The 3,420-nt window shown below is 69.5% G+C and carries 4 protein-coding genes; 2 read left to right on the top strand and 2 right to left on the bottom strand.

Annotation, left to right across the window (positions count from 1 at the left end; all coding sequences use genetic code 11):
* Positions 1–220: 220 nt before the first annotated feature.
* Positions 221–769, bottom strand: coding sequence for an aspartate carbamoyltransferase catalytic subunit (locus HC022_RS21720; RefSeq protein ID WP_167453799.1), 549 nt, complete (start codon positions 767–769; stop codon positions 221–223).
* Entirely contained in the window at positions 766–1,716 is a 951-nt protein-coding gene (locus HC022_RS21715; protein WP_167453798.1) for an aspartate carbamoyltransferase catalytic subunit, read from the bottom strand. Before HC022_RS21715 ends, HC022_RS21720 begins: the two co-directional genes overlap by 4 nt.
* A gap of 174 nt (positions 1,717–1,890) precedes the next feature.
* Here HC022_RS21715 and HC022_RS21710 point away from each other — a divergent pair, with 174 nt between their 5' ends.
* Together HC022_RS21710 and HC022_RS21705 are read left to right on the top strand one after the other, a co-directional pair.
* Positions 1,891–2,661 carry a uracil-DNA glycosylase family protein gene (locus HC022_RS21710; RefSeq protein WP_254885220.1) on the top strand — a complete coding sequence of 257 codons (771 nt, stop codon included), beginning with the start codon at positions 1,891–1,893 and terminating at the stop codon, positions 2,659–2,661.
* Positions 2,658–3,420: NAD(P)H-quinone oxidoreductase (locus tag HC022_RS21705; RefSeq protein WP_167453797.1), on the top strand; the 763-nt coding region annotated here is incomplete at its 3' end. The genes HC022_RS21710 and HC022_RS21705, both read left to right, overlap by 4 nt.

Genomic DNA, 3,420 nt, shown 5'->3' with positions numbered 1-3,420 from the left:
CGCGCAGCAGGGCGGCGCCCGCGGTGACGGTGCCCTGCTCGGGGTCGATCAGGCGGGCGTTGGTGATGAGGGTGGCGGTCATGCTTGGCGGTCCCTGGTCAGGCTTCGCGGGCGTCGGCGCGGGTAGGAGATGCGGCGTTTGAGTATTTGAAGAAAGCTGAAAGGAAAAGGGTCAATCCCCGGCCCGGGCCCCGGCCCCGGCGGTGCGGTGCGACGGGCGTCATCCCGCCGTCCCGAAAAGCGCCACGGCAAGCAGCAGAACCACCACGGCGAGGGCGATCAGCGTGAAGAGCAGAGCGCGGCTCTTGGGCGCCTCGCCGGTGGGCGCGGTGCCGGCGGAGCGGCCCTCGGCCGAGGTGCTGCGCAGCTTGGGACCGCGGGGCCTGGCCCGTTCCTCGGAAAAGGTGCCGACCCAGCGCAGCGGGCTCGCGACCGCAAGCTCCTGGCTCTGGTGGTCGAAGGCCTGGCTCGGCAGGATCACCACGTGGCCGTGCAGCGCGTCGAGCTGCGGGCGCAGGTCGCGAAGCTCACGCGAAGGGACCTGGTAGGCCTCGGCGAGATAAGCCGACAGCGCCATGTCCCCGAGGTCGCGCAGCGCCACCACGTCGACGAAGGCGGGGCGCAGGTGACTCGCCCCGAGGGCGTATTGCAGCGGGTATTCCCCGGTCCCGGCCTGGGTGGTGAAGCGCTCCACCGCTTCGGGAGGCAGATCGAGGTGGAAGACCCGGACGGTGCCGGTTTCGGACCCGTTGATCTGCATTTTCATCATGCGGAGAGCTCCGTGGGTCGCGCGCGCAGGTTGCGGGCCAGCAGGTCCATCGCCGCCATGCGAACCGCGACGCCCATCTCGACCTGCTCCTGGATCACCGAGCGGTTGATGTCGTCCGCGATGGTACCGTCGATCTCGACGCCGCGGTTCATCGGGCCGGGGTGCATCACGATGGCGTCCGGTGCCGCGTAAGAGAGCTTTTCGGCATCCAGCCCCCAGCGGTGGTAATACTCGCGCTCGGAGGGGATGAAGCCGCCGTCCATGCGCTCTTTCTGGAGGCGCAGCATCATCACCACGTCGGCGTCGCGCAGGCCCTCGCGCATGTCGTCGTAGACCTCGACCCCGAACTCGGACATGCCCGGAGGCATCAGCGTGGCCGGGCCGACAAGGCGGATGCGGTTCTCCATTTTGTGCAGCAGCAGGATGTTCGAGCGCGCCACGCGGCTGTGGGCGATGTCGCCGCAGATGGCGATGTTGAGCCGGTGCAGCCGGCCCTTGGCGCGGCGGATGGTCAGCGCATCGAGCAGCGCCTGCGTCGGGTGCTCGTGGCGGCCGTCGCCGGCGTTGAGCACGGCGCAGTTCACCTTCTGCGCCAGCAGGTCGACGGCGCCGGAATGCGGGTGGCGCACCACCAGCAGGTCGGGGTGCATGGCGTTGAGCGTGAGCGCCGTGTCGATCAGGGTCTCGCCCTTTTTGATCGAGCTGGCCTGCATGGCCATATTCATCACGTCTGCGCCCAGCCGTTTGCCGGCGAGCTCGAAGCTGGACTGCGTGCGGGTCGAGTTCTCGAAGAACATGTTGATCTGGGTGAGACCCGACAGCACGTTCGAGTGCTTCTCGCGGCGCCGCGACAGCGTCACGTATTGATCCGACAGATCGAGCAGCGTGGTGATCTCGTCCGGGCGCAGCGGCTCGATTCCGAGTAGGTGACGCTGGTCGAAACGCATGGGTCGGCTCCCTGAAAGACTGCTGGCGGTTATAGGAAGCGCAGGGGCACGGGACAAGCCCGTGCAGCTGCCGCAGTGCCCAAGGGGCGGGATCGTGCGGATTTGAAACGATATGGGGACATAAGAGGACGAGAGGGGATTTCCGGCGCCGGGGCGCGGGGATAGGATGGCGCCATGGATTCGGGGATGGACTGGCACTGGGCGCGCGCCGCGCTGGACTGGCAGATCGAGCTGGGCGCCGACGAGGCGATCGGCGAGACGCCCGTCGACCGCTTCGCCCATGAGGTCGAGGCGCAGGCAGCCCGTGCCGTGTCCGCAGCCCCTGCCGGGGGCCGGGGGGCACCGCCGCCGATCCCTGTCGCCGACGCCGGGCCCGATCCGGTGGTCGTGGCGCAAGAGGCCGCCGCTGCCGCCTCGACCCTCGACGAGCTGCGCGCCGCCATCGGGGCCTACGAGCATTGCGCGCTGAAGCGGGGCGCGCGTAACCTCGTGTTCAGCGACGGCGCCCCCGATGCGCGGGTGATGATCGTGGGCGAGGCGCCGGGCCGTGACGAGGATCTGCAGGGCCGCCCCTTCGTGGGCCGCGCCGGGCAGCTTCTCGACCGGATGCTGGCGCCGCTGGGGCTGTCGCGGGCCGAGAATGTCTACATCACCAACGTGCTGCCGTGGCGGCCTCCGCAGAACCGCGACCCGCGGCCCGACGAGATCGCGATGATGAAGCCGTTCCTTGCCAGGCACATCGCGCTGGTCGACCCGGACCTGCTGGTGATCATGGGCAACATCTCTTGCGACGCGCTGCTCGGGCGGCGCGGCGCGGCGCTCTCCCACCTGATCACCCACCGCCTGCCGCTGAGCCGCGGGGTCGAGGCCTTCGACCTCGCCCGCTCGGGCGGCGCGATGAAGGTGCTGCTGCACCCCGACCACCTGGCAGGACAGACCACATGACCGAAACGACGCGAGCCGTGATCGCCGAGGGCGCCGGCGGGCCCGAGGTGCTGCGGGTGATCGAAACGACACGCCCCGAACCCGGCCCCGGCCAGCTGCTGATCGAGGTGCACGCGGCGGGGATCAACCGTCCCGACGTGATGCAGCGGCAGGGCAATTACCCGCCGCCGCCGGGCGCCTCCGAGGTCTTCGGGCTCGAGCTTGCGGGCGTCGTGGCAAGGCTTGGCGAGGGCGTCACAGGCTTTGCCATCGGCGACCGGGTAATGGGCCTCGTGCATTCCGGCGCCTATGCCGACTGGGCGCTTCTTGACGCGCCCATCGCCATTCCGGTGCCGCGCAGTCTCAGCATGGCCGAGGCGGGGGCGGTGCCCGAGACCTTCTTCACGGTCTGGTCCAACGTCTTCGAACGCGCGGCGCTGAAGCCGGGCGAGACGCTGCTGATCCATGGTGGCACCTCGGGCATCGGCACCACCGCGATCCAGCTTGCCAAGGCGCTCGGCTCCACGGTGATCGTCACCGCCGGCAGTGACGGCAAGTGCCAAGCGGCGCGCGATCTGGGGGCGGATCACGCCATCAACTACCAGACGCAGGATTTCGTCGAGGTGGCGCGCGAGCTGACCGGGGGCAGGGGTCCGGACGTGATCCTCGACATGGTCGGCGGCTCCTACATCCAGCGCAACATCGAGCTGCTGGCCGCCGACGGGCGGATCTCGCAGATCGCCTTCCAGCAGGGCAGCAAGGCCGAGGTCGACTTCCTGC

It is taken from the genome of Salipiger sp. HF18 (assembly GCF_011806505.1).
GTDB classification, from domain to species: Bacteria; Pseudomonadota; Alphaproteobacteria; order Rhodobacterales; family Rhodobacteraceae; genus Salipiger; species Salipiger thiooxidans.
The sequence above is the reverse complement of the archived record's forward strand: the minus strand, read 5'-3'. Positions and strand labels throughout refer to the sequence as shown.